The sequence below is a fragment of the Chryseobacterium sp. CT-SW4 genome (assembly GCF_048572715.1).
GTDB lineage: Bacteria > Bacteroidota > Bacteroidia > Flavobacteriales > Weeksellaceae > Chryseobacterium.
This window is the reverse complement of the sequence record NZ_CP183840.1, coordinates 3,253,117-3,278,485: the sequence shown is the minus strand read 5'-3', so window position 1 is coordinate 3,278,485 and position 25,369 is coordinate 3,253,117. Positions and strand designations below refer to the sequence as shown.

Annotated in this window: 29 protein-coding genes; 21 read left to right on the top strand and 8 right to left on the bottom strand. The window is 37.6% G+C overall.

Annotated elements, in window-relative coordinates; translation table 11 throughout:
* Nucleotides 1–192 precede the first annotated feature (192 nt).
* The 8 genes from rpsL (at nt 193) to ABJ974_RS14740 (ending at nt 8,456) form a co-directional block, all read left to right on the top strand.
* A complete protein-coding gene (gene rpsL / locus ABJ974_RS14775) occupies nt 193–606 on the top strand; it encodes a 30S ribosomal protein S12 (RefSeq protein ID WP_002983146.1) in 414 nt (137 codons plus the stop codon).
* 22 nt (nt 607–628) lie between these two features.
* Entirely contained in the window at nt 629–1,105 is a 477-nt protein-coding gene (rpsG, locus tag ABJ974_RS14770; RefSeq protein ID WP_419868984.1) for a 30S ribosomal protein S7, read from the top strand.
* Between the two features lie 6 nt (nt 1,106–1,111).
* Entirely contained in the window at nt 1,112–3,229 is a 2,118-nt protein-coding gene (gene fusA / locus ABJ974_RS14765; protein ID WP_419868983.1) for an elongation factor G, read from the top strand.
* A 17-nt stretch (nt 3,230–3,246) separates the two neighbouring features.
* On the top strand, nt 3,247–3,552 hold the full coding sequence (gene rpsJ, locus ABJ974_RS14760; RefSeq protein ID WP_002661363.1) for a 30S ribosomal protein S10: 306 nt from the start codon (nt 3,247–3,249) through the stop codon (nt 3,550–3,552).
* A 249-nt stretch (nt 3,553–3,801) separates the two neighbouring features.
* Nucleotides 3,802–5,988, top strand: a complete 2,187-nt coding sequence (locus tag ABJ974_RS14755; RefSeq protein WP_419868982.1) for a TonB-dependent siderophore receptor — start codon at nt 3,802–3,804, stop codon at nt 5,986–5,988.
* Between the two features lie 10 nt (nt 5,989–5,998).
* A complete protein-coding gene (locus ABJ974_RS14750) occupies nt 5,999–6,622 on the top strand; it encodes a hypothetical protein (protein ID WP_419868981.1) in 624 nt (207 codons plus the stop codon).
* Nucleotides 6,623–6,700: 78 nt separating this feature from the next.
* Entirely contained in the window at nt 6,701–7,897 is a 1,197-nt protein-coding gene (locus tag ABJ974_RS14745; RefSeq protein WP_419868980.1) for a PepSY-associated TM helix domain-containing protein, read from the top strand.
* 67 nt (nt 7,898–7,964) lie between these two features.
* Nucleotides 7,965–8,456 carry a low affinity iron permease family protein gene (locus ABJ974_RS14740; RefSeq protein WP_419868979.1) on the top strand — a complete coding sequence of 164 codons (492 nt, stop codon included), beginning with the start codon at nt 7,965–7,967 and terminating at the stop codon, nt 8,454–8,456.
* Nucleotides 8,457–8,469: 13 nt separating this feature from the next.
* Here the strand turns inward: ABJ974_RS14740 and ABJ974_RS14735 are convergent, their stop codons facing one another.
* The 6 genes from ABJ974_RS14735 to ABJ974_RS14710 form a co-directional block, all read right to left on the bottom strand.
* Nucleotides 8,470–11,190, bottom strand: a complete 2,721-nt coding sequence (locus ABJ974_RS14735) for a hypothetical protein (protein ID WP_419868978.1) — start codon at nt 11,188–11,190, stop codon at nt 8,470–8,472.
* Between the two features lie 22 nt (nt 11,191–11,212).
* Entirely contained in the window at nt 11,213–12,196 is a 984-nt protein-coding gene (locus ABJ974_RS14730) for a hypothetical protein (RefSeq protein WP_419868977.1), read from the bottom strand.
* A 204-nt stretch (nt 12,197–12,400) separates the two neighbouring features.
* Entirely contained in the window at nt 12,401–13,204 is an 804-nt protein-coding gene (locus ABJ974_RS14725) for a hypothetical protein (RefSeq protein ID WP_419868976.1), read from the bottom strand.
* 8 nt (nt 13,205–13,212) lie between these two features.
* Complete coding sequence (locus ABJ974_RS14720) at nt 13,213–13,944, bottom strand: MIP/aquaporin family protein (protein WP_419868975.1); 732 nt, start codon at nt 13,942–13,944, stop codon at nt 13,213–13,215.
* 28 nt (nt 13,945–13,972) lie between these two features.
* Complete coding sequence (gene glpK, locus ABJ974_RS14715; protein ID WP_419868974.1) at nt 13,973–15,469, bottom strand: glycerol kinase GlpK; 1,497 nt, start codon at nt 15,467–15,469, stop codon at nt 13,973–13,975.
* A 12-nt stretch (nt 15,470–15,481) separates the two neighbouring features.
* Nucleotides 15,482–17,077, bottom strand: coding sequence for a glycerol-3-phosphate dehydrogenase/oxidase (locus ABJ974_RS14710; RefSeq protein WP_419868973.1), 1,596 nt, complete (start codon nt 17,075–17,077; stop codon nt 15,482–15,484).
* Between the two features lie 104 nt (nt 17,078–17,181).
* Here ABJ974_RS14710 and ABJ974_RS14705 point away from each other — a divergent pair, with 104 nt between their 5' ends.
* Nucleotides 17,182–17,949 (top strand): DeoR/GlpR family DNA-binding transcription regulator, encoded by a 768-nt coding sequence (locus tag ABJ974_RS14705; RefSeq protein WP_419868972.1) that lies wholly within the window; start codon nt 17,182–17,184, stop codon nt 17,947–17,949.
* A 77-nt stretch (nt 17,950–18,026) separates the two neighbouring features.
* Here the strand turns inward: ABJ974_RS14705 and ABJ974_RS14700 are convergent, their stop codons facing one another.
* A complete protein-coding gene (locus tag ABJ974_RS14700) occupies nt 18,027–18,470 on the bottom strand; it encodes a GNAT family N-acetyltransferase (protein WP_419868971.1) in 444 nt (147 codons plus the stop codon).
* Between the two features lie 13 nt (nt 18,471–18,483).
* On the bottom strand, nt 18,484–18,876 hold the full coding sequence (locus ABJ974_RS14695; protein WP_419868970.1) for a rhodanese-like domain-containing protein: 393 nt from the start codon (nt 18,874–18,876) through the stop codon (nt 18,484–18,486).
* A 137-nt stretch (nt 18,877–19,013) separates the two neighbouring features.
* Between ABJ974_RS14695 and ABJ974_RS14690 the strand changes: the two genes are divergently transcribed.
* The 12 genes from ABJ974_RS14690 (at nt 19,014) to rplN (ending at nt 25,367) form a co-directional block, all read left to right on the top strand.
* Nucleotides 19,014–19,901, top strand: coding sequence for a LysR family transcriptional regulator (locus ABJ974_RS14690; RefSeq protein WP_419868969.1), 888 nt, complete (start codon nt 19,014–19,016; stop codon nt 19,899–19,901).
* 201 nt (nt 19,902–20,102) lie between these two features.
* Complete coding sequence (gene rplC, locus ABJ974_RS14685) at nt 20,103–20,729, top strand: 50S ribosomal protein L3 (protein ID WP_419868968.1); 627 nt, start codon at nt 20,103–20,105, stop codon at nt 20,727–20,729.
* Nucleotides 20,720–21,349, top strand: coding sequence for a 50S ribosomal protein L4 (rplD, locus tag ABJ974_RS14680; protein ID WP_419868967.1), 630 nt, complete (start codon nt 20,720–20,722; stop codon nt 21,347–21,349). Before rplC ends, rplD begins: the two co-directional genes overlap by 10 nt.
* 3 nt (nt 21,350–21,352) lie before the next feature.
* Entirely contained in the window at nt 21,353–21,643 is a 291-nt protein-coding gene (rplW, locus tag ABJ974_RS14675; RefSeq protein ID WP_419868966.1) for a 50S ribosomal protein L23, read from the top strand.
* Between the two features lie 100 nt (nt 21,644–21,743).
* Entirely contained in the window at nt 21,744–22,565 is an 822-nt protein-coding gene (gene rplB, locus ABJ974_RS14670) for a 50S ribosomal protein L2 (RefSeq protein WP_419868965.1), read from the top strand.
* A gap of 2 nt (nt 22,566–22,567) precedes the next feature.
* Nucleotides 22,568–22,846: a 30S ribosomal protein S19 gene (gene rpsS, locus ABJ974_RS14665; RefSeq protein ID WP_002983209.1), complete on the top strand. Its 279-nt coding sequence runs from the start codon at nt 22,568–22,570 to the stop codon at nt 22,844–22,846.
* Between the two features lie 2 nt (nt 22,847–22,848).
* Nucleotides 22,849–23,247 carry a 50S ribosomal protein L22 gene (gene rplV / locus ABJ974_RS14660; RefSeq protein ID WP_089793295.1) on the top strand — a complete coding sequence of 133 codons (399 nt, stop codon included), beginning with the start codon at nt 22,849–22,851 and terminating at the stop codon, nt 23,245–23,247.
* 7 nt (nt 23,248–23,254) lie between these two features.
* Nucleotides 23,255–24,007 carry a 30S ribosomal protein S3 gene (rpsC, locus tag ABJ974_RS14655; protein ID WP_419868964.1) on the top strand — a complete coding sequence of 251 codons (753 nt, stop codon included), beginning with the start codon at nt 23,255–23,257 and terminating at the stop codon, nt 24,005–24,007.
* Between the two features lie 98 nt (nt 24,008–24,105).
* The gene (rplP, locus tag ABJ974_RS14650; RefSeq protein WP_029297776.1) at nt 24,106–24,531 is read left to right on the top strand and encodes a 50S ribosomal protein L16; all 426 of its coding nucleotides are present in this window, start codon (nt 24,106–24,108) and stop codon (nt 24,529–24,531) included.
* 12 nt (nt 24,532–24,543) lie between these two features.
* A complete protein-coding gene (rpmC, locus tag ABJ974_RS14645) occupies nt 24,544–24,729 on the top strand; it encodes a 50S ribosomal protein L29 (RefSeq protein ID WP_419868963.1) in 186 nt (61 codons plus the stop codon).
* 12 nt (nt 24,730–24,741) lie between these two features.
* Complete coding sequence (gene rpsQ / locus ABJ974_RS14640; RefSeq protein ID WP_027371715.1) at nt 24,742–24,996, top strand: 30S ribosomal protein S17; 255 nt, start codon at nt 24,742–24,744, stop codon at nt 24,994–24,996.
* Nucleotides 24,997–24,998: 2 nt separating this feature from the next.
* Nucleotides 24,999–25,367, top strand: a complete 369-nt coding sequence (gene rplN / locus ABJ974_RS14635) for a 50S ribosomal protein L14 (protein ID WP_002983226.1) — start codon at nt 24,999–25,001, stop codon at nt 25,365–25,367.
* The last annotated feature ends 2 nt before the right edge of the window (nt 25,368–25,369 follow it).

The following is a 25,369-nucleotide window of genomic DNA, read 5'->3' as shown; positions in this document are numbered from 1 at the left end:
TCTTTAATGTAAAAAATTTATAATTACTTTGATTTTCACTTATTAATTCTGTGTTTTTCGGATAATTGATAACCTTTTACCTGGTATTCGGATAAGCTGAATTAAAAAAGATTTCTATAATTAATTGCAGTTAACTACTTGTCAATTAAAAAATTATTACTATTTTTGCACCCTAAAATAAAAAGCAATTAAATGCCTACTATTCAACAATTAGTAAGAAAAGGAAGAGCCACGCTTGCCAAGAAGAGCAAATCGGCTGCCCTTGATTCTTGTCCACAAAGACGAGGAGTATGTACGAGAGTATATACTACTACACCTAAGAAACCAAACTCTGCACTAAGAAAAGTTGCAAGGGTAAGACTTTCTAACGGTAAAGAAGTTAACGCCTACATCCCGGGCGAAGGACATAATCTTCAGGAGCACTCGATAGTATTGGTAAGAGGCGGAAGGGTGAAAGACCTACCGGGAGTACGTTACCACATCGTAAGAGGTGCATTAGACACAGCAGGTGTAAATGGAAGAACTCAGAGAAGATCTAAGTACGGAGCTAAGAGACCTAAACCAGGTCAGGCAGCTGCTGCACCAGCAAAAGGAAAGAAAAAATAATCATTAAATAAGGAATAAGACAATGAGAAAGACAAAAGCGAAAAAAAGACCGTTGTTACCAGATCCGAAATTTAATGATCAATTGGTAACTAGATTTGTTAATAACTTAATGCTTGACGGTAAAAAGTCAATCGCATTCAAAATTTTTTATGATGCATTAGACATCGTAGAAAATAAAAAAGGAGAGAATGAAAAAACGTCTCTTGAAATCTGGAAAGATGCTTTAACTAACGTAATGCCTCACGTAGAAGTGCGTTCAAGAAGAGTAGGAGGAGCTAACTTCCAAATTCCTATGCCGATCAGAGCAGATAGAAAAATCTCTATGGCAATGAAGTGGTTAATTAAGTATGCTAGATCCAGAAATGATAAGTCTATGGCACTTAAACTTTCTGCTGAAATCTTAGCTGCTTCTAAAGAAGAAGGTGCTGCTTTCAAAAAGAAATCTGATACTCACAAAATGGCGGAAGCTAACAAAGCTTTCTCACACTTCAAATTCTAATCTGAAATGGGAAGAGATCTTAAATTTACAAGAAATATTGGTATCGCTGCTCACATTGACGCAGGTAAGACTACCACTACAGAAAGAATTTTATTCTATACAGGTAAAACTCACAAGATTGGTGAAGTTCACGAAGGTGCAGCTACAATGGACTGGATGGAGCAGGAAGCAGAAAGAGGTATTACAATTACTTCAGCTGCCACTACTTGTAACTGGAATTTCCCAACAGATCAAGGGAAATCCACACCTGAAACTAAAGCATACCACTTCAATATCATCGATACACCGGGACACGTTGACTTCACAGTAGAGGTAAACAGATCTTTAAGAGTATTAGATGGTCTTGTATTCCTATTCTCTGCAGTAGACGGAGTAGAGCCTCAGTCTGAAACAAACTGGAGACTTGCTGATAACTATAAAGTAGCAAGAATGGGATTCGTAAACAAAATGGACAGACAAGGTGCTGACTTCTTAAACGTGGTAAACCAGGTTAAAGAAATGTTAGGTTCCAATGCAGTTCCAATTGTATTACCAATCGGTGCGGAAGAAGACTTCAGAGGAGTTGTTGACTTGATCAAAAACAGAGCTATTATTTGGCATGATGATACTCAAGGTGCAACTTTTGACGTAGTTCCTATTCCTGACGATATGAAAGATGAGGTATTGGAATACAGAGAGAAATTAGTAGAAGCTATCGCAGAATATGATGAAACTTTGATGGAGAAATTCTTCGAAGATCCGGATTCAATTTCTGAAGACGAAATCAATGCTGCTTTAAGAGCTGCTACTATCGACCTTTCTATTATCCCGATGACTTGTGGTTCTTCTTTCAAAAACAAAGGAGTACAGTTCATGCTAGATGCTGTTTGTAAATATCTTCCTTCTCCAATGGATAAAGATGATATCAAAGGAACAGATCCGAACACGGACGCTGAAATTACAAGAAAACCGGATGTAAAAGAGCCTTTCTCCGCATTAGCTTTCAAAATTGCTACTGACCCGTTCGTAGGTAGATTAGCATTCTTCAGAGCTTATTCAGGAAGACTTGATGCCGGATCTTACATCCTGAACACAAGATCAGGAAACAAAGAAAGAATTTCAAGAATCTATCAGATGCACGCTAACAAGCAAAATCCAGTTGAATTTATTGAAGCTGGAGATATTGGTGCTGCGGTAGGATTTAAAGATATAAAAACAGGAGATACCCTATCTGATGAAAAGAACCCTATCGTTCTTGAATCTATGATCTTCCCGGATCCGGTAATCGGTATCGCTGTTGAGCCTAAAACTAAAGCTGACCAGGATAAAATGGGTAACGCTCTTGCTAAATTAGCAGAAGAAGATCCTACTTTCCAGGTTAAGACTGATGAGGCTTCAGGACAAACAATCATCTCTGGTATGGGTGAGCTTCACTTGGATATCATCGTAGACCGTATGAGAAGAGAGTTTAAAGTAGAAGTAAACCAAGGACAGCCACAGGTAGAATATAAAGAAGCTCTTACAGCTAAAGCTAACCACAGAGAAGTTTACAAAAAACAATCAGGGGGTAGAGGTAAGTTCGCAGATATCGTATTCGAAATTGGTCCGGCTGAAGAAGGTAAAACAGGTCTTGAATTCGTTAACGAAATCAAAGGGGGTAACATTCCTAAAGAATTTATTCCTTCCGTAGAAAAAGGATTTAGAGAAGCAATGAAAAATGGTCCGTTAGCTGGATTTGAAGTTGAAGCTATGAAAGTTACATTGAAAGATGGATCTTTCCACGCAGTTGACTCCGACCAGTTATCATTCGAATTAGCTGCTAAATTAGGTTTCAAAGAATCTGGAAGAGCTGCTAAAGCAGTTATCATGGAACCAATCATGAAACTTGAAGTGGTAACTCCTGAAGAATATATGGGAGATATCGTAGGAGACCTAAACAGAAGAAGAGGTACCGTAAATGGTATGGATGACAGAAATAATGCTAAAGTTATTAAAGCATTCGTTCCACTATCTGAAATGTTTGGTTATGTAACCTCATTAAGAACATTATCTTCAGGTAGAGCTACATCTTCTATGGAATTTGAAAAATATGAAGCTGCTCCGCAGAATATTGCTGAAGAAGTAATCGCTAAAGCAAAAGGTTAATTTAAATTTAGATTAAAATGTCACAAAGAATCAGAATAAAACTTAAGTCTTACGATTACAATCTGGTAGATAAATCTGCAGAGAAAATCGTAAAAACGGTAAAGGCTACTGGTGCTGTTGTAAACGGTCCCATTCCATTACCAACAAATAAGAGAATCTTCACTGTGTTGAGATCTCCACACGTTAACAAGAAAGCAAGAGAACAGTTCCAACTTTCTGCTCATAAAAGATTGATGGATATTTATTCTTCTTCTTCTAAAACTGTGGATGCTCTAATGAAATTAGAGTTGCCAAGCGGTGTAGACGTGGAAATTAAAGTGTGATAACGTGCATACTTTGCCGTGATTATAGAAATCCCTTTTCATTACGAAAAGGGATTTTTTATTTCTCTATGATAAAGTGTTAAAAAGTGGAAAATAGAAATATAAATAGTGCGGTGTATTGTATTTTTCATACGTAATGTATTATTAGTAATTAGAAATTCATAGTAAATGTTTTATCACAGGCATATGATATATGTCATATGGGTAATTTAGAATAATTAAAAATAATATATTTGCAAAAAGCTTTAAATGAAAAGAACAATATCTATTTCTTTACTTGTACTGGGAACTTGTGCAATGAACGCACAGCAAAAATCAAACGATACCATTAAAAAGGAAAGTAAGATTGAAGAAGTCGAATTATTCGGAGAACGTAATAAACAGCCCGAAGGGTTGGAAGTGATCACGAGATTACCTCTAAAACCAAGGGATCAGATCCAGAGTATTTCGGTTATTTCCTATAAGGCAATTGAAGAATTAGGGGCGCTTACCGTTACCGATGTGGCAAAAAACATTCCGGGTGTTACTCAGTTCGGAAGTTATGGAGGAACCAGAGAAAGTATGTCTATAAGAGGATATAGAGGTGTTCCGGTTCTTAAGAATGGAGTAATGATGGATTCTGATTTCCGTACGGCTGCTATGTTGACGGATATGCAGGGCGTAGAAAGTATTCAGGTGATCAAAGGTTCTGCTGCGGTAACACAGGGAATAGGAGACGGTCTGGGTTCTGCCGGTGGAGTAATCAATGTGGTAACCAAAATTCCTAAGTTTATCGACCAGACCAATGTAGGGTTCAGATATGGAAGCTGGGACTTTTACAGACCTACTGTGGACTTCCAGAGAGTATTGGATTCCCAGGGTAGAATTGCTGTAAGATTAAATGCTGCCTATCAAAACAGTAATAGTTTTAGAAGATTTATCAATACAGAACGTATTTATGTAAATCCGTCAGTGGCTATTCGTCCGGATGATAAAACGGAGATTGTAGTAGAAATGGATTATATGCACAATAATACTACTCCCGACAGAGGAACGGTTAACCTGGCAACAGGTGATATTGAAGCTATATATGAGATGCCTGGAAGAAAGTTCCTGGGCTTCTCTACAGATAATGCCAAAACGGAAACCTTTAACTTTTCAACAACAGCGACAAGAAAGCTTACAGAAAAATTAAAGTTGAGAGCTGCATTTATGAGCTCTTCTTATCAGTCTCAAACCATAGGGGCAGCCTTAGCTCCGATAGACCGTAAGAACCCTAATGAATACCGTACGCGGACATTAGCAAGGGCGGATAGAGAAGACTTGAATAAAGTTTTCCAATTTGATTTTATCGGAGCAGATGTAATGACCGGATTTATGAAACATACCTTTCAGGTAGGTTTTGACTGGAAAGAATCCAATGTTACTACTACATCTTATAATGCAAAAGCTGTGGATGTCATTAATGTATTGGAAGAAATTAATAATATTCTACCTTCAGATATTGATAGAACGAATTTTGTGATAGCAGATAAAAATCCTGTCAATACAGTGGCTCCCACTTTAGGCTTAATGGCTCAGGATGTAATCACTTTTAATAAATATCTTAAAGCACATTTAGGAATACGTTATAGCAGACTTAATGGTTCTGATAAGGACCCGAGTTATGCATGGAATCCTTCATTTGGAATTATGATTTCACCTATTGAAAACATGAATGTCTTCGGGTCTTATACAAGTACGACGTCACTAAGGACTGCCAATAATGTCTTAGCTTCAGGAGCAGGAACGGTAGGTGCTTCCACTACAAAACAGTGGGAAGCCGGAATTAAGTCCGACTGGCTAAATGAAAGATTAAGGTTTAATGTAACTCTATTTGATATTAATACAGATAATTTGTCATATGAAGTGCTAACTAACGGAAACAGTACGGGTACCTATGCTTTAGCAGGAGAACTGCATAGACAGGGAATGGAAATAGAATTGATCGGTAAAATTCTTCCTAATCTTCAGGTTATGACAGGCTGGGCTTACGTAGACGCACATTATAAAGACAGTCCTTCATTTGTGAATGGATCAGCACCTATTAATACCCCAAAACATTCCGCCAATGCTTGGCTGAACTATAAATTTAATACAGGAGCTTTAGCAGGCTTAGATATCGGTGCTGGAATCTACTATGTGGGTAAAAGACCGGTTGATGACTATAAACAAGAGTATACTAATGCAGAAAGCGGACATATTAACGGGACGCTTCCTGGAGAGAAGCCATTTAAAATGCCGGAATACACCACCGTAGATGCCCAGGTAGGATACGCCTTTAAAAACGGTATCGGTTTAAGAGCATTCTTCAATAATATATTTGATGCGGTAGGATATAATTCTTACTTTAGAGGAGGTTACATCGACCAGATCCAGCCAAGAAATTTTGCCGTTCAGTTAAACTATAAATTTTAAATACATTATCATGATCAATAATTATATCAAAATCTGTGCATTCGCTCTTATCTCAGCAGTGGCAGTATCCTGTTCAAAAGAAAACAAGAAAAGAGGAGTAGACTATGCACAGTTTAAAACTGAAGTTACGTTAACCCCTGAGCAGGCCAAAAGTTATGATGAAATTACAGCCAAATATCAGAAGCTTCAGGAAGAGAACTTCCAGGCGGCAAAGTCCCAGGGAGGAAATATGGATCGAGTGGCATTGGGAATTAAAAATGAAGAATTAAGAAATCATCAGGCAGAGGAAATGTCAAAAGTTCTGAATGCGGACCAAATGCAGAAGTTCAATGCATTCATTGATAAAAGTGCAAGAAAAAGACCTAGATATGATAATGCTTTGCTGGAAAGAATCAAAACCGAAGCTAGCCTTACCGATGAAGAGTTTGCTATGGTCAATGCGGCCAATGACGCCTTTGAAAAAGCATTCAGTGATGCGCATGATGTCTATCACGGGAATAATGATCTTGCTCAGGAATACTGGAATAAATTTGATGCCCAGAGAAAAGAGGCGATTAAAAAATCACTGACTCCCGAGCATTATGCCAAGTTCGAAGAAATTGTAAAAGATATTCAATTTAAAGGAAGAAAATAATTGGTTTCTTCATATTAGTTTTAGTAGAAAACATTAAAACGGGACTCCCGTTTTAATGTTTTTATTGTTGAGTGCCCCATGAACGTTATTAAGAAAAGTCTTTTCCGGAAAAGAAGAAAAAATGAAAGCCGCATCAAATACTGGATGTGGTTATCCCATTTATATATAGGACTGCTGTCTTCGGTAATTGTTTTTATCATGTGCGTTACAGGATGTCTCTATTCTTTCAGGAACCAGATCATCAACTTTTCCAATAAAGAAAAAGTATATGTGGAAGCCGGATCAGGTTCCGTATGGAAACCGGGACAGATTCAGGAAAAATTGTTGAAAAGCGGAAAAGAGCTTACCCGGATCTTGATTCCCGTTAAAAAAAATGAAAGCTATGTGATATCCTACAGAGAGAATAATATTGACAGAAGCGGTTATTTTAATCCATATACGGGCGAGGAACTAGGTCCTCCGAATACCGGTTCGGGCAGATTCTTTGAAGTGGTTTTAGATATTCACCGAAACTTGATGATGGGAAATGTAGGACGGCAGATTGTAGGCGCTTCGGTTTTAATGTTTTGTTTTCTGCTGATCTCCGGCCTTATCTTATGGCTTCCCAAAAAGCTTAAATTCCTGAAACAGGGACTCAGCATAAAGTGGAATGCCAGGTTCCAGCGATTCAATTATGATCTGCACAATACCTTAGGTTTTTATACCCTCCTTGTGCTGTTCTTTATCGCGGTTACAGGTCTGTATGTTACCTATCCCTGGGTGAAAAATGCTATTGTAATAAGTCTCGGAGGAGAATCCATCAGTAATATTAGTAAAGAATCGGGAGAAGATGATCCCTTTGGAAATTTGCTGGGTGATATGCTGGAAAAGCAAAACGAAAAGAAGCAGCTGAAAGATGAAGATCAGGTTTCCATAGATAAGATCCTGGAATTATCCCATCAGTACTTACCTTACAATGCTGTTACCAGCATTGAGTTTCCCAATAAGGAAAATCCGCGGTATGTAGTCATTAAGACCAATACCGAGAATTTTTTAGGAATGATGCTGCCCGATGAAATCACATTTGATAAAAAAGGAAATCTTAAAACAAAAGAGCTCTTCTTCGATAAACCTTTAAACAAACAGTTTACCGCTTTAGCCAAGCCCCTGCACACAGGAGAGATTATGGGCTTACCCAGTATTATTCTCTATTTTATAGTATCTCTCATTGGCTGCTCTTTACCTGTCACAGGATTTATAATCTGGTGGCACCGTTACAGTAAGATGAAAACCTAGCCGATTCCCCATATAAGCCATTTTCGGCTAAGTTTTTGATGGATATCAGAAAACTAATCGAATAACTATGGCAAAGAATGTATTTGAAAAATTCTCCAACTGGGCCACGAAATTTACAGGAAGTCAGGCTGCATTTATAGGAGCGACATCTATTGTGGTCATCTGGGCTGTTAGCGGTCCTATATTCAATTACTCAGAAACATGGCAGCTGGTGATCAATACCGGTACTACCATTATTACTTTTTTAATGGTGTTTCTCATTCAGAAAGCTCAGAATAAAGACTCCAAAGCTATTCAGATAAAACTGAATGAAATGATTGCAGCCCATGAAAAAGCAAGCAACCGGATTGTAGATATAGAAGACCTTACTGAGAAGGAACTGGATCAGCTCCATCATTTCTATGAAAGATTGGCGAAGCTCTCTAAAGAAGATGAGGATATTCATACATCACATTCCATTGATGCCGCCCAACGAAACCATGACTATAAAAATGATTTTTTAAAGACAAAACATGAGGAATGGCTTCAGAGAAAAAAACAGGAAAAAAAGGAACCTTAAAGATTCCTTTTATTTATTTCTTCATAAAATAATCAAAATACGTACAGTTACCCATTAAAAAACGGGCAGTTTCCGTATCGGAATACTGTGATTTAAGCTGGGTGAAGTAAGTTCTGTATTTTTTATTTTTAATATCTGCCATCTGCTTTTCATGCAGGTCTGTTTTTTCTGTCCACTGAGGATCCGAATAATCGATATGGGAAGGGTTTTTCACTTCATACTGATAATATTTCCCCTGCTCGGCACTGGCCATCTGGAAAAGGATTCTGGCTTTTTGCTCCTTGTTGTCGGAATGGTCAAGAGCTTTTTTATAATAACCGATTGCCAGATCAAAATTATCAGGTTCAATATACGTGGTATTCAGAAAGTTTTTATAATAATATTGGTAAGGGTTTTTCTTATCCGTATTCCAGAAATCATACTTCCCTCCGTTACTGTTATCGATATCCATCACGAATATTTCCCGGTAATATCCCAGAATAGAGGTGTTGTATAATAAATTACCAATAAGCTGATTAGCCTTAGCAGCCTTTTCATCACGGCCGGTTCCTATTTTTTTAAGTTGAATTAATGCGTCTGCCAGTTCAAGCTTACTCATGGTTTTTTTAATGAATGGAAAAGCAGAATAATCTTCGGCCTTCATACTTACATTGGCTTCACTCTGGAAACTTTCCCAAACATTATAACCGAAAATAAGATCTGAAATATTTTTGAAGCCGTTGTATTCATTTTCTCCATATTGGATCAGCGTGATTTTCGGAGGGTTGGTATTTTGGCTCCAGTCGTAGTTCAGCCTGGGAATTCCTGTGAAGTCTCCGGCTTTCTGATAATAGTTTTTGGCCTTTTCAAAGTCTGCTGTTCTCATGGCACGGTCTCCATAAATAACGCTGAAGAAAGCATCAATATTTCCTACCGTATCAATATTTTTAGCTATGATTTGCTGTTCAAATTTGGTTTTATTAGGCTTTCTATAAAAATCCTCAACACTCTTTACAAGGCTGGAATTAGGATTGTACTGTAAATCGGAAAGCCTGTTGTTCATTAAGAAGGATTTCCCGTCTTCACCCTGAAGGAAATAACGGTTGGCAAGAATATCCCTAAGAAAATCTGCGGTGGAAGGAGTAGAGTAATAAGAAGTGTATTCCGTAGCAGAAGCGCTGTCTTTGTCCGCTTTTTTCTCAATAAAATATTCGGAATAATCGGTTATGAGCTTATCCTCAAATGCTGCTGTAATTTTTGGCTGAGAGACAATATCATTCAGCACTTTCATTCTTTTGATCTCTTCCTGATATTCCGGATGGGTTGTTTGGATGCCGTTAAGGATTTCCATACTTCCGGCATAATCTTTTTGAAGAAATTTCAGATAAGCATCAGCAATTTGCCAGTATTCATCGGAGGACTTTTCTTTCGCTTTCGCTGTAAATTTTTCCAGATCTTTCAGGAAATCTGCAGTCTGATTATCCGAATAGGAATACAGGCTGTTTTGGCTGTAAAAAGGAATTCTGTCCGGGTTGTTGAGAAGCTCCTTATCACTTTGATCTGCTTTATCAGCTGAATCTTCAATCCCATTACTTTCAGATCCGAATAAATTTTTAAAAAAGGTTGCAATTTTTTGCCAGAAAGAAAGTTCCTGTTTCTGAGTTTCAACTTTTGCTGTGTCCTGACCGGTATTTGTATTTTTGTCCTCATTACTTTTTTTAACCGTAGGATTGCTGTCGTAATAGTAAGTAGGCAGATAGCTTCTTTCCAGCTCATTAATGCTTCTGGCAGCCATTACTTTCAATACTTCCGAGCCTGGATCGATCTCATACATCTTTTCCATGAGAGGAACAGGATTGGAAAAATCTTCATAGCCCAAAAGAAAATAAGCCATATTTTTTTCCTCATTATTTCCGGCACGTTTCAGAATATTATTAAAAGAAGCGCTGTCAGAAAGTTTCATAGAAACAAATGCTGATTCCTTTCTGCTTTTACTTTTCATGAAAACCTGAAAGAAATTCCAGTTGGCATCACCTTTCATATTCAGTCCGCGTTGTACCCCTGCGAGCTGATCCAATGCCATATAATAAACAGCACCTCTCAATTTAACAGGCTCTACGTAATTTTTGAAAGCCTGTGCAGCTTGGTCGTAGTTCCGGGTATAATGATTAAAGCGTACAAGCTGATATCCGTATCGCTGTTTTATTTCCGGATTTCTGGCGGCATTATACAAAGAAGTTAGAGCCGCTACTGTTTTATCATAAGAAATTGATGTAGCATTTTTATCCGTTTCCTTTTCCCGGTAATAGAATGAATCCGGGCTTTCAATATAATTAATGGCCATGAAAGGCTCCAGATATTTAGCCTCAATCAAATAATCAATTCCTTCCCGGTATTTCTGATAGAAGCCTGGTCCCTGTTTTTTTAATAAAGGGTTGGCGGGACTTCCTTTTTTAAGATCATTGAGATCTTTGATGTTCATTTTCTTTACTAAATAATCCGTCTCCGAATAATTCAGCTGATTATTGAAATACCGTACCCATGCTTCAATACTCTCATCCGGAATATGCGAATGGTCAAAGGCCGTATAAAATCTCTCGGAATAAGTATGCAGAAAAGGTAAATAAGACTTATCCCTTATAATAGTCTGGGTAAAAAGACTGAAATATTCATAATCGGGATCATACCATGAGCAGGCTTTTGAAGGAATGTAAAAAAGAGATGCGGCAGCGAGGGAAAGGATATATTTTTTCATGACAGCTTTATTTTGTAGTAAACTATAAATTCAAGTTTCGGGTCATAACAAATTTACTATCTAATTGATAATAAATAATATTAAAGTGAGAGAGTTTTTTATCCAGAAATAAGAGAACATCTTTTAGCTGATCTTCGGAAATTTCTTCCACCTTTATGGTAAAGCCTTTATTAAGATAATTTCCAAAATAGAACCCATCAGCCAATACTTCGGCCTTATTCTCAGAAATCTTTTTAAAACCGGAGTGGTTGAGATCGGAAACGGATAAAGCATTAATCAGTTTATGTTTCCCCAAATGATTAGTAATAATTCCCCATGAATAAATGGGAAGGGCCACTTCTATATTTTTAACCGGATAATCTTCAAGCCTGGAAAGATAAGCTTTTAAAATAGGGATATCAAGAATAGAGTTTTTATCAGAGGTTTCTAAAGGAGAAGAAGTGGAATAGCACATGAGGTATACCTTTTCAACAGGAGGAATTCCGGTTTCCTTTTTGTCTTTCACCTGATGAAGGCGAAGCGTACAGGTAATTTCTTTTCCTGAAACTCTTTTGAGTTCCTTTAAAAATTGAAAATAATCATCACGGGTTCCTGCAGTCCAGTCACAGTCAATCTGAATCTCGTTATTAATATTTAAATCATAATCAGCTGCTTTTTTAGCAATAAGCCTATAAATGCTTTCTGCGAGGAACTTAATCTCCTGTTCTGAAATATGTAAAAACGTCTGATTGGTAATAAAGACGGTAGGAACGATGGATTTGTCAGTTGCGAAAGTTTCATCTTTGGTAATCGTTGCTACGGGCTGGAATTTTCCATTGACCTTATTCACATCAAAGAAACGGGTGTAAAGAAACGGGCTGCTTGCCTGATCCAGACTTTTCTTTTCCTCATTATTAAGAGACAGATGAGTTCTCCAGTAATAAAAAGTATAAGGATGGGATTTTTCTTTCTGTTTACAGGAAACCAGAAGAATGGCAAGAAGTATAAATCGAAGTGCATTCATCATTCATGAAAAAGGCTTATTGTACAAAGGTTCCCGTTTGTTTTATAGAAATAAAAGTTTTTCATAGCCGTTCTTTGGTATCAAAATTAACATAATATATAAAATTGACATAGAGATTTGAATGATATTTTCTCCGGAAACAGTTTAATGAAAAAGCCATTCCCGGATCAGGAATGGCTTTCAGTATATTATGTTTATTATTTGAATTTAAAATACAGTGGCAGCAAGCTGTATCCTTGCGAACTTTTGAGAAGGATTCCACATGACCATCATCATAAGCGGAAGGCTGTAACGTTCAGAAAGCTTAAGCGTCTTATCCGCTTTGAAGCCTACATTTACCACATCAAAGCTGTTCTCTCCGTTTCCATAAAGGAAAGAGCTGCTGTTCAGTGCAAAGCCTGCCCCTAGAAAAGCATTCAGATTGACTTTCTTACCGCTGATCACAGGGTAGCTTGCCTGAACATAGGTTGAATATCGGTTACTTTTATATTTTCCGTCAGGTTTTAAAAGAACTTCTCCGGAATTGGCTCCTCCGTACAGCATAATATCCGCTTCAATATTAAGAGGGAATGATGGGCCGAAAGTATAATTCGTTCTTAAATCAATAATATGGGAGGTTTTCCTCGATGAATAATTAAAAATATCATCAGAAGCTACCGCAGTATTGATATTTCGTGAATTAAACAAATCCCAAAGCCCGATATAAAAACGTTCATCGGAATATTGAATGTAATAATTGATTTCTTTATAGTGAGTGCCGTCACTATCATCAGTAAGTGAAGAAGCTCCCCAGATTCCGACTTTCCATTTTTTGTCTTTATCCAAAGCATAAGACAGATTTCCCATTACAACAGGTTTATCTGTAATGATAAGACCTCTCCAGAGATGGTTATTCTGAATATTGGCAGTGAAGTCTAGCCGGCCCTCGTCATGAGTTTCCGTATTTTCCTGAGCTACAAGATTTCCTGTGCCCAGGATTCCCAGGCATACAATTAATAAGATTTTTTTCATATGTGTGGTTAATTTAGTAATCCATAAAGAATGGCGGCCACAGCAGCACCTAAAATAGGACCTGCAACAGGAACCCAGGCATACCCCCAGTCACTGCTTCCCTTAATTGGAAGAATAGCATGCATTATTCTCGGTCCAAGATCCCTTGCCGGATTGATGGCATATCCGGTGGTTCCCCCTAAAGACAACCCTATTGCCCAAACTAGAAAACTAACTGGAATAGCACCCACGGTTCCTAATCCTATCTTAGCATCAGGATCAGCATGTAAAGCAATAGTAGGGTCAGAGAAATGATAGATCACAAAAATAAGAACGAAAGTTCCGATAGTTTCACTGATCAAATTGGAAAAAGGCTTTCTTATGGCTGGTATGGTACTGAAGCATCCAAGCTTATCTGCTTCATTTTCCGTAATGGCAAAATGATCTTTATTAAATAACCAAACGAGGAAAGCACCGAGCATAGCACCGATCATTTCGGCGGCTATATAAGAGGGCACAAGGTCCCATGAGAATTTTCCTGCAAAAGCAAGACCTAATGTAACGGCGGGATTCAGGTGGGCACCACTGATAGGACCAGCCACCGAAACACCTACGAACACGGCCAGTGCCCAGGCTGTAGTAATAACAATCCAACCGGAATTATTACCTTTTGTACCTTTTAAGACCACATTGGCTACCACACCGTTGCCTAATAATATCATAAGCATAGTACCAACTATCTCTGCTGTAAATGGAGTCATATATTTCGATTTTATTTTGTGAAAACTGTTAATCTTCTATCCAGTTCTGAGAACGTGCAACGGCCTTATGCCAGGAAAGAATCATTTTATTGGATTTTTCTTTTTCCACTTCCGGATGGAAATCTTTATCAACGATCCATTGGGATTGGATGTCATCAATACTTTTCCAGTATCCTACGGCAAGTCCCGCAAGATAAGCCGCGCCTAAAGCTGTTGTTTCTAAAATCTTTGGTCTGGTAATTTTGAACCCGAAAAGATCGGACTGGATCTGCATAAGAAGATCACTTGCAGAAGCTCCTCCGTCTACTCTTAGTTCGAGACTAGGTCTTCCAGAATCCGCTTCCATAGCTTTCACAATATCTACTACCTGAAATGCGATACCTTCCAGTGTTGCGCGGGCAATATGTCCGCTGGTAGTTCCTCTGGTAATCCCTACAATAGTTCCACGGGCATACTGATCCCAATAAGGGGCACCTAATCCTGTAAGAGCAGGAACGAAATAAACACCTCCGTTGTCATCAACGGTTTTAGCCAGTCTGTTCACTTCATCCGCAGATCTGATGATCCCTAAATTATCTCTCAGCCATTGGATAGCTGCTCCTCCCACAAAAACACTTCCTTCCAAGGCATAAGTAACCTGTCCGTTTATTTTCCATGCAACGGTAGTAAGGAGGTTATTTTTGGATTCTACAGCTTCATTTCCGGTATTCATCAATAGGAAGCATCCGGTTCCATACGTATTTTTAACCATTCCCGGTTTTGTACACATCTGTCCGAATAAAGCGGCCTGCTGATCCCCTGCAATTCCCGCAATAGGAATTTTGGTAGAGAAAAGAGTTGTGGCTGTTTCTCCGTATACTTCACTACTTTGTTTAATTTCAGGAAGAATAGCTTTTGGAATATTAAATAGTCTCAACAGCTCTTCGTCCCATTCCATCGTATGAATGTTAAGAAGCATGGTACGGCTGGCATTGGAAACATCGGTGATGAACATTTTTCCACGAGTGAGTTTCCAGATAAGCCATGTATCTATGGTTCCGAAGCACAGTTTTCCGGCTTCAGCTTTTTCTCTTGCTCCGTCCACATTATCCAGAATCCATTTTATTTTAGTGGCAGAAAAATAAGCATCCAGAATAAGTCCTGTTTTCTTTTTGATGGTATCTGTGTAACCTTCTTCCTTTAAAGTATCACAATATTTGGAAGTTCTTCTGTCTTGCCATACGATAGCATTATAGATAGGCTCTCCGGTTTCTTTATCCCATACTACGGTTGTTTCACGCTGATTGGTGATCCCGATGGCGGCTACTTCCCGTCCGGAAATCCCTGCCTTGGCAATTACCTCTGCAGCTACGGATATCTGGGAAGACCAGATTTCATTGGGGTCGTGCTCTACCCACCCCGGAGTAGGAAATATTTGTTCGAAACTTTTTTGGGATATATATTCTATTTCTCCATTATAATTAAATAGAATGGCTCTCGAAGAAGTCGTTCCCTGGTCTAAAGCCAGAATTAATTTGTCACTCATAACTTTGGAATATTAATTAAGATTAGTATTGGGGGAATAAGGGGTTAATAAATAACCTTTAGCTAATTCAATAAATTCTTTTTCCTGCTCCTGGGCCCATTCTTGTGGAAGCTGTCTCTCTTCTGCAATAATAGCCGCTACTTTATGGGCGGAGTCAATGGCCGCTCTTGCATCCAGGAATAAAAGCCTTACCCTTCTTGCAAGAATATCTTCCACGGTTTCTGCCATTTCGTGTCTTATAGCCCAGATTATTTCTGCAACAGTAAAAGGATGGTCCGGGTGTATTTTTTTGGAATACTCCGGATTGCTGCTCTGTAAATTTTTGATGGCAGGAATATCAGATCCGTAAACATATAAATGATTACTTCTGTCTACCTCCTCAGGCTTGATATTTCCGTGGATAGATAATCTTTCAGTTTTCGTAGGGGTTGATGGCAGCTTGTGGATTTGAATGGCTTTATCAATGGTATCTTCCGCCATTTTACGATAAGTAGTCCATTTTCCTCCTATAATGGAAACCAGTCCGGTATCGGAAGTGATAACCTTGTGGCTTCGTGATACTTCTTTTGTGTTTTTACCTTCATCTTTCGGAGCTGCCAGAGGTCTTAATCCTGCGAAAACAGATTTTACGTCTTCCCTTGTAGGTTTTTTAGATAAATATTGTCGTGCCGTATTTAATACGAATTCTATTTCAGATTCCAGTGCGTGAGGTTCAAAGCTTGGATCATCCAGCAGGGTATCTGTTGTTCCTACCAATGCTCTGTCATGCCAAGGCACTACAAACAGAACTCTTCCGTCTGATGTTTTAGGAATCATGATGGCTTCATCACTTTTCAGGAATGATTTATCCAACACTAAATGTATTCCCTGGCTGGGAACTACAAATTTTCCGTGTTTAGGATTATTCATATTCAGGATCTCATTCGTGAATACCCCGGTAGCGTTTATTACCACTTTTCCACGGATTTCATACTGCTTTTTGGAAAACTGGTCTTCGGCCACCACTCCTGTGATCTTATTGGAATCATTTTTAAGGAGATTGATCACCTTTAAATAATTGATCGCACTACCGCCTTTTTCAATGATGGTCTGGCCTAGGTTAATAGCAAGACGGGCGTCGTCAAACTGTCCATCCTGATATACTACACCGCTTGCCAGGTTTTTTTGTTCAATAGTAGGCAGCTTTTCGATCGTCTTTGCCTTATTGATATATTGTGTTTTTCCTAAACTCAGTTTACCGGCAAGGAAATCATAGATAGAAAGTCCTATCTTATAGTAAATTCCTCCCCACCATGTATAATTCGGAATAATGAATGATTGGTTTTTTACAATATGGGCGGCATTTTTGGCCAGAAGCCCTCTTTCCTTTAATGCTTCCTTTACTAGTCCTACATCTCCCTGTGCGAGATATCTTACACCTCCGTGAACCAGCTTTGTGCTTCTACTGGATGTTGCCTTTGCGAAATCATGGGACTCGAGTAACAGAGTTTTAAATCCACGGCTGGTTGCATCTAATGCTGAACCTAAGCCGCTGGCACCCCCTCCGATTATAATAAAGTCCCATTCCTGAACTTGGGTTAATTTATTGAGTTCTTCACTTCGTTTCATAATGTTTCGATAAGTTTCGTTTTCAAAAATAAATAATTAAAATGAAACCTAAAAGAAAATTAATGAAATTTTTTAGTTTCTCTGAAAAATGATAATTTTGAAGAATGGAAAAGCTAATAGCAAGACATAATGATATTTTAAAAGAGCTGGATGAGAAGGAATATGTTCTGGTGCAGGATTTATGCGAAAAACTGAATGTTTCTTCGGTTACGATCCGAAAGGATTTGAACTATTTGGAAAGTCTGGGATTGTTGTTTCGGAATCATGGCGGAGCAAGCAAGCATGTAAGATATGCTTATGAAAAAAATGTAAACGAAAAGGAAAATATCAATGTAGAAGCTAAACAGAATGTGGTGAGAGCCGCCATTGAACTTATTCAGGAGAATGATTGTATTATATTGGCTTCAGGAACTACAATGCATTATTTTGCGAGAATGCTGGTGAGTTTCGGACAGCCGCTTACTGTTCTTACCTCTTCTTTGAGGGTAGCGCTTGAGCTTTGTAATAATCCTCATATCAATATTATTCAATTGGGAGGAGAGGTCAGAAAGAGCTCTACCTCTATTGTGGGATCTATCTCAGAAAATATTCTCAGACAGTTTTCCTGTAATATTCTTTTTCTGGGAGTTGACGGGATTGATATGGATTTTGGGATCAGTACTTCCAATGCGGCAGAGGCCCATTTGAACCAGCTCATGATAGAGTGTGCGGACAAAGTGGTTGTGTTAGCAGACTCCTCCAAGCTCAATAAAAAAGGATTCGGTAAAATAGCTCCGTTGGATAAAGTGGATTACTTGGTGACCAACGAGGGAATATCGGCAGAAGACAAAAAGAAGTTAGAAGAAATGGGCGTTTCGGTTATTACAAAATAACTGACCAGGCTCTATAATAGAGTATTTAAATATTTATAAAGAAAAAATTGAGATTATGAAGATAATCTCAATTTCTTTTATAATTTCCAGAAGAATCTTTCTTTAGATTTTTTCTCAGCTCCCAGCTTGTCATAGAATAATATGGCTTTTTCATTGAAACTGGGAGTCTGCCACTGGATGACGGGGCAATTTTCCGATTGTGCATAGTCTTTTATCATCCTCATTATTTGCTTGCCGATGCCCTGTCCGCGTGCTTTTTCTTTTACATATAAGCAGTCCAGGTAAATATAATGGCTAGCATCCCATGTGGAAAATTGTTTGAAGAATGTTGCATATCCTACAATTTCAGAATCCTGCTCTGCTACTAGGCATTTTAAGTTCAGATGGGAATGGAAAAAGAATTCATACAAAAGTTGTTGTTGGTTTTTCTCTTCAAAATGACTTCTTTCATATTGAGCATGTGCTCTGCATAATTCCACAACAGATGGAATGTCATTTTCTTCTGCATACCTTATTTTCATACTCTTTGTAGAATTAACATGTACATCCCAATGTAGGGCTTACAGTCTGATGTGACCCTTCCGTGGTGTATCCGTCCAGCTTCCACCATACTATTCCACCTATAAGCTCCTTTACTGTGAATCCTAACTTTGTCATTGCCAATGCACCTTTTGTGGAGGCATTACATCCGATCCCGTCGCAGTAGCAGACATATACTTTGGATTTACTAAAATGCCTGGTGGTTTCCTCTGTCATCTCTCTGTGAGGGAGATTAACAGCTCCGGGAATATGTTCTTTCTCATAACCGGAAGGCTGGCGAGTGTCAATAATGACATAATCGGAATTGTTTTCAATGGCTTTGTACAAATCGGAAGAATCTATTTCATACGAAAGCTTTTGTTCATAAAATTGAATTTGTTGTTGCATAATTAAATATTGAATTTGTTTTACAAAGCTATATTTAATGCGTTTCTAATTTGGAAATTAAGATTGAAAATCGCTCAGCTCAAAATGAAATTTTCTCAATGATGGTTGTGAGGATATTTATTAATTTTACAAATAATATGGAGATCAGATTTTTAAGACTTGTAAAGACTATAGCGGAAGAGGGAAGTATAGCCAATTCTTCAGATAAGCTTTTTTTGACACAGTCTGCCTTGAGCCACCAGCTTAGAGAGCTGGAAATTCAGCTGGGATTTAAAGTATTTCATCGGGTACGGAATAATTGGGAGCTTACAGAGGAGGGGAGCGAACTTTATAAAGTCGCATGTAATGTTATAGACAGTATTGCAGATGGATTGAATACTATTCAAAAAATAAGAAGCGGATCGGCGGGAAAAATTAAGGTGAGTACGGAATGCTATTCATTTTATCAGGGTTTACCTTCTTTTATTCAAAAGGTGGGTGTTTTATATCCGGAGATAGAAGTGGATCTGGTACTGGAAGCAACTCATAAACCTATTTTAAAAATATTATCCCGGGAAATTGATATTGCAATTGTTACCTCAAAACCTTCCGAAGTTAAAGATCTGATGTATATTCCTGTGTTTGAAGATGAGGTTTTTGCCATTCTCCATCAGGAAAACAGGTGGGCTCAGTCAGAATATATGAATGTAGAAGATTTTTCAGAAGCTCATCTGATTATTCATTCTTTTCCTTTGGAAACGGTTTCCGTATATGAGAATGTTTTAAAACCTAATGATGTTACGCCAGGAAAAGTTTCTGCAGTTCCTTTGACTGAAGTGGCGCTGGAAATGATTGGGGCAAATATGGGGATTACCTGTATGCCGGAATGGGCTCTGAAATCTTTTAAACTCTCCGATGAATTAAGATTCAAAAAGATCGGAAAAGATGGATTTATAAGAAAACATTATATGGTGGTCAGAAAATCGGATATGAATAAAAAGTATATAAAAGACTTCGTTTCCTATTTTGAAGAAGAGTACCGGTGAGACTTCCAAATATTTTTTATAAAAGAGCTAATCGTTTAAAAATCAAAATATTTTAACCGAAATATTTGTCGAATTAAAAAAAATCCCTACATTTGCACACTCATTTTAGGGGCGTAGTATGCCTATATCAAAAGTAGAAATTACTTCAGACCTCTTTGAAATGACGATGAATAAAGGATAAATTTTATTATAATATAAACAATGTCAGGTATTATTGGTAAAAAAATCGGTATGACATCTTTGTTTAACGAAGAAGGGAAAAACATTCCTTGTACAGTTATTCAGGCTGGTCCATGCTCGGTTTTACAGGTCAGAACCTTAGAAAAAGACGGTTATAAAGCTGTTCAATTAGGTTTCGATGACAAGAGTGAAAAGAACGTTGGTAAAGCGTTAGCTGGTCATTTTAAAAAGGCTGGTTCTACTCCTAAAGCTAAATTAGTGGAATTCTACAGAGAATTCGTTGATGAAGTAAAAGTAGGAGAGGAAGTGAAAGTTGATCTATTCGCTGAAGGTGAATATGTAGATGTAACAGGTACTTCTAAAGGTAAAGGATTCCAAGGGGTTGTTAAAAGACACAACTTTGGAGGAGTAATGCAGGCAACTCATGGTCAGCACAACAGACTTAGAGCTCCAGGTTCTATCGGTGCTGGTTCAGACCCTTCAAGAGTATTCAAAGGGATGAGAATGGCTGGAAGAATGGGAGGTAAGCAGGTAACTGTTCAAAACCTTCAAGTGTTAAAAGTTGATCAAGAACAAAATCTTTTAGTAGTAAAAGGTGCTGTTCCGGGAGCTAAAAATTCTTATGTAATTATCAGAAAATGGAACTAGTAGTATTAAATACATCAGGAAAAGAGACCGGAAGAAAAGTAACTCTAGACGAAACAGTATTCGGAATTGAGCCAAATCAGCACGCGGTTTACTTAGAAGTTAAACAGTACCTTGCCGCACAGAGACAAGGGACTCATAAAGCAAAAGAAAGAAGCGAAATTACTGCTTCTACTAAAAAACTTAAGAAGCAAAAAGGATCAGGATCTGCTAGATACGGGGATATCAAATCTCCAGTATTCAGAGGTGGAGGTAGAGTATTCGGACCAAAACCAAGAGACTACAGATTCAAATTGAACAAAGCTCTTAAGAGATTAGCTAAAAAATCTGTTTTATCTCAAAAATTAAGAGATAACAGCATTAAAGTTTTGGAAGATTTGAGCTTAAACGCTCCTAAGACTAAAGATTTTATCAGTGTATTGAATGCATTGGAACTAAACGGTAAAAAGTCTTTATTCATCATTCCTGAAGCTAATAAGAATGTATATCTATCTTCAAGAAACTTACCTAAGACTAAAGTATTGAACTTTAACGAAATCAGTTCTTACGATTTAGTAAATGCAGGTGAGATCGTATTCTTCGAAGGTGCAGTTGAAAAATTCCAGGAAAATTTAAAGAAATAAATCATGTCAGTTATTATTAAACCAGTTATTTCAGAAAAAGCAAACTATCTTACAGACTTAAGAGGAGCTTATTCATTCTTGGTAGATACTAAGGCGAATAAAATCGAAATTAAGAAAGCGGTAGAAGCAGCTTACGGTGTGAAAGTAGCAGACGTTAGAACCATGATTTATGCTCCTAAAGTATCTGCGAAATATACAAAGAAAGGTCTTCAAGTAGGAAAGACAAACAAATTGAAAAAGGCGGTTATCACTCTTGCTGAAGGGGAAGTAATCGATATTTTTGCTGTAAATTAAAATAGGCAATAGGCTGTAAGCCGTAAGCAATAGGCGGAAATGCTTAAAGCTTACTGCTTGAAGCTTAAAGCAATTAAAATAATAATTATAAATAATAGTAATGTCTGTTAGAAAATTAAAACCTATCACCCCGGGACAGAGATTCAGAATTGTAAACAATTTTGAGGAAATTACTACCAACAAACCAGAGAAATCTCTTACAGTTGGTATTAAAAAGTCAGGTGGACGTAACCAAACAGGTAAAATGACCATGCGTTACACCGGAGGTGGACACAAAAAGAAATACAGAATTATTGACTTCAAAAGAAACAAAGCAAACGTTGAAGCCACTGTAAAATCTGTAGAATACGATCCAAACAGAACTGCATTTATCGCTTTATTAGAGTACGCAGACGGAGAAAAGAGATACATCATCGCTCCAAACGGTATCAAAGTTGACCAGAAAGTAGTTTCAGGAGAAAGCGTTGAACCCAACGTAGGTAACGCAATGAAATTGAGAAATATTCCATTGGGTACTGTAATTTCTTGTGTTGAAATGAGACCTGGTCAAGGGGCTATTTTAGCAAGAAGTGCCGGTTCTTCAGCTCAGTTAACTTCCAGAGACGGAAAATATGCAATCATCAAATTGCCTTCAGGAGAATCCAGAATGATCCTTGTAGAATGTATGGCAATGATCGGTTCAGTTTCCAATTCTGATCACCAATTAACAGTATCAGGTAAGGCTGGTAGAAGCAGATGGTTAGGTAGAAGACCTAGAACAAGAGCGGTTGTAATGAACCCTGTAGATCACCCAATGGGTGGTGGTGAAGGACGTTCTTCAGGAGGTCACCCAAGATCTAGAAACGGTATGCCGTCTAAAGGTTACAAAACTAGAAAGAAAAATAAAGTGTCTAACCGTTACATCGTATCTAAAAGAAAATAATTATGGCAAGATCACTTAAAAAAGGACCGTTCATTCATCATACTTTAGATAAGAAGGTTCAGGCAAATATAGAGTCTGGTAAAAAGACAGTTATCAAAACTTGGTCTAGAGCATCTATGATCTCTCCGGACTTCGTAGGACAAACTATTGCTGTACACAACGGGAAATCTTTTATCCCTGTATACGTTACAGAAAACATGGTTGGTCACAAGTTAGGCGAATTTTCTCCAACAAGATCTTTTAGAGGTCATGGAGGTAATAAAAACAAAGGAAGCAGATAAACATGGGATCTAGAAAACAAGATAGCGCAATCGCAAGAAAAGAAGCAAACAAGGACGTTGTTAAAGCTTCATTAAATAATTGCCCGTCTTCTCCAAGAAAAATGAGATTAGTTGCTGATATCATCAGAGGAGAGCAGGTAGACAAAGCACTTTATATCCTAAAATATTCTAAAAAAGAAGCCTCTAATAAATTAGAGAAATTACTTCTTTCTGCTATTGCAAACTGGCAGACTAAAAACGAAGGAGCTGATATCGAAGAAGCAAACCTTATCGTTAAAGAAATATTCGTGGACAGTGCAAGACAATTGAAGAGACTAAGACCGGCTCCGCAAGGTAGAGGGTATAGAATCAGAAAAAGATCTAACCACGTTACATTAATCTTAGGTAACAAAGAAAATTAATCAAGGTATGGGACAGAAGACAAATCCAATTGGTAACAGATTAGGTATCATCAGAGGATGGGATTCTAACTGGTTTGGCGGAAACGATTATGGAGACAGAATCGCTGAAGACTACAAAATCAGAAGATACCTTGAAGCTAGATTATCTAAAGGTGGTATTTCAAAAATTTATATTGAAAGAACTTTAAAATTAGTTACAGTAACAATTACTACTGCTAGACCGGGACTTATCATCGGTAAAGGAGGTCAGGAAGTTGATAAATTAAAAGAAGAGTTGAAAAAGATTACTGATAAAGATATCCAGATCAACATCTTTGAAATCAAAAGACCTGAGCTTGATGCAGTATTAGTTGCTGATAGTATCGCTAAGCAAATTGAAAACAGAATCTCTTACAGAAGAGCTGTTAAAATGGCAATAGCAAGTACAATGAGAATGGGAGCTGAAGGTATCAAAGTTCAAATCTCCGGAAGATTGAACGGTGCTGAAATGGCAAGAAGCGAATCTTTCAAAGACGGAAGAATTCCTTTGTCTACTTTCAGAGCAGATATCGATTATCATATTGCTGAAGCTCACACTACTTATGGTAGACTAGGTGTAAAAGTTTGGATTATGAAAGGTGAAGTTTACGGAAAAAGAGAACTTTCCCCACTAGTAGGACAACAGAAAAAAGGAGGTCAGTCAGATAGAGGAAACAGAGGAGGAGACAGAGACAACAGAAGACCTAGAAAAAATAACAACAACAATAACAATAATAATTAAAATTTTAGATTAGAAATTTTGAATTTTAAATTACCGTTACTTTTTTAAAATTAAAAAACATCTAAAATCTAAAATCTAAAATCTAAAATTTAGAAATTATGTTACAACCAAAAAGAACCAAGTTCCGTAGAGTACATAAGATGAAAATGAAGGGGAATGCCCAAAGAGGTAGTCAACTTGCTTATGGAACTTTCGGGATTAAAGCTACAGAAGGAGCTTGGATCACTGCAAGACAAATTGAAGCTGCGCGTATCGCTGCGACAAGATATATGAAGAGAGAAGGTCAGCTATGGATCAAAATCTTCCCGGATAAGCCAATTACTAAGAAACCAGCTGAAGTAAGGATGGGTAAAGGTAAAGGTGCCGTGGAATATTGGGTAGCCGTAGTGAAACCTGGTAAAATTATGTTCGAAATCGGAGGTGTACCTTACGATATCGCTAAGGAAGCATTAAGACTTGCCGCACAAAAATTACCTGTAGTTACTAAATTCATAGTTGCTAACGATTTTGTTAAACCTCTTTAATCTTTGAATACAATGAAAAAAGCTGATATTAAAAATTTAAGCGCGGGAGATATTCAAAATAAATTAGCTGAAACTAAAGCTCAATATTCAAAACTGAAATTAGCTCATAAAATCAGCCCAGTTGAAAACCCGATTCAAATCAGAGATTTGAGAAAGACAATCGCAAGACTAAATACAGAGTTAACTAACAAACAATAATTTCATTTTACAATGGATAGAAATTTAAGAAAAGAAAGAATCGGAGTGGTTTCCAGCAATAAAATGGAAAAAACTATTGTTGTTAGTGAAACTACAAGAGTAAAGCACCCGATGTACGGTAAATTCGTTTTGAAAACGAAAAAATATACTGCACACGACGAGAACAACGAATGCACAGAAGGTGATACAGTTCTTATCCAAGAAACTAGACCTTTGAGCAAGAGCAAGAGATGGAGATTAGTAAGAATCATAGAAAAAGCTAAGTAATAATGTTACAAACAGAATCAAGATTAAAAGTTGCTGATAACACAGGTGCTAAAGAAGTATTAGTTATCAGAGTTCTGGGAGGAACCAGAAGAAGATATGCTTCAGTTGGTGATAAAATCGTTGTTACTATCAAAGATTCTACACCATCAGGAAACGCTAAAAAAGGTCAGGTATCTAAAGCTGTAGTAGTAAGAACCAAAAAAGCAGTTAGAAGAAAAGATGGATCTTACATCAAATTCGATGACAATGCTTGTGTATTACTGAATGCAGCAGGAGAAATGAGAGGAACCCGTGTTTTCGGACCGGTTGCCCGTGAGTTGAGAGATAAAGAATATATGAAAATCATTTCATTAGCTCCTGAAGTACTTTAATT